The organism is Pseudomonas sp., from assembly GCF_050739655.1.
Lineage (GTDB): Bacteria > Pseudomonadota > Gammaproteobacteria > Pseudomonadales > Pseudomonadaceae > Aquipseudomonas.
In genome coordinates, this window is sequence record NZ_JBOIBY010000662.1 from 1 (window position 1) to 1,229 (window position 1,229).

General features: G+C 61.8%; 1 protein-coding gene and 1 pseudogene. One reads left to right on the plus strand and one right to left on the minus strand.

Annotated features, from left to right (window positions below):
* Positions 1 to 116 (minus strand): annotated as a pseudogene (ppnK, locus tag ACRESJ_RS31450) (NAD(+) kinase); the annotation flags it as partial.
* 118 nt (positions 117 to 234) lie between these two features.
* Between ppnK and ACRESJ_RS31455 the strand changes: the two are divergent.
* Entirely contained in the window at positions 235 to 1,185 is a 951-nt protein-coding gene (locus tag ACRESJ_RS31455; protein ID WP_431761387.1) for a DUF1853 family protein, read from the plus strand.
* The last annotated feature ends 44 nt before the right edge of the window (positions 1,186 to 1,229 follow it).

The window sequence follows — 1,229 nt, forward strand, 5'->3', positions numbered from 1 at the left end:
TCGAGGATCACGTGCAGGTGACGATCGAGCAGAAACCGTTTCAGTCGGCGGACGGTATCCAGCACCTGGGAACTGCCCAGGCGACCGATGATGCCGATATTGCGAAATTGCTCCATGGGGCTCCTGCTGGGGATCTGTGCGACGGCGAAAAACACGATTATGGGCGAAAGCCGCTGATAGACAAAATCCTTTCAGCCTCAAGGGTGCGCGCACGTTTCGGGCTATGCTCGCAAGATGATCCTATTTCCAGACTTGCTCCAGTTACCCCACCAGTTGCGCCATCCCGAAGTGCGCGACCTGGCGTGGGTCATCCTCGCGCCGCCAATGCTCAGCGACACCCCGTGGCCGCAACGCCATCCGCTGGCGGGCAGTGACTGGGTGCAGGCACCCGAGCGGCTGGAACACTGGTTACGACAACTGGATCGAGACAGTTACGGCTTGCTGCACTGGCTGGCCCAGGCCCGCACCCGACGCCTGGGCCTGTATTACGAACGACTTTGGCAATTTGCCGTGCATCACGCCCCAGGCATCGAGTTGATCGCCGCCAACATGCCGATCCGCCGCGAAGGCCACACGCTGGGCGAACTGGACATGCTGCTGCGCGATCGCGACGGCGTGCATCACCTGGAGCTGGCAATCAAGCTTTATCTCGGGCCGCAATCCGGGGATGGAAGCGATACGGCACAGTGGCTCGGCCCCGGTTGCCACGATCGTCTGGATCGCAAGTTGACGCACCTGAGCGAGCATCAACTGCCGATATCCGCACGCCCGGAGAGCCGCGAAGTGCTGGCGGCGCTGGATATCCATCAGTTCAGCGCGCATTTATGGCTTGGCGGTTACCTGCTTTACCCATGGCCAGGGACAGCCATGCCACCCAGTGGTGCACACCCCCAGCATTTGCGGGGTCGCTGGCTTCATCAGAAAGACTGGCCCGCTTTTTTTACGCAAAGTCCGATCGGTCGCTGGCAGCCCCTGCCCCGCCATGCCTGGCTGGCGCCAGCCCACTACACGGCGGAGCACACCTGGAATGCCGACCAACTGAGCGCATGGCTGAGTGAACTCGACCCGCTGGCCCCGGCGCAATTGCTGGTACGGCTGACGGAAAATGCCGATGGCGACTGGGACGAGGCGGAGCGATTGTTCCTGGTGTCGGATCTTTGGCCGAATGTGCCGGGGCAAGGTTGAGATTTGTATGGCCTGAAACGGCCTCATCGCGAGCAGGCTCGCTC

Excerpts from the sequence above, each read along its gene's own strand:
- ACRESJ_RS31455 (WP_431761387.1), top strand. The coding sequence starts at position 235 with ATGATCCTATTTCCAGACTTGCTCCAGTTACCCCACCAGTTGCGCCAT.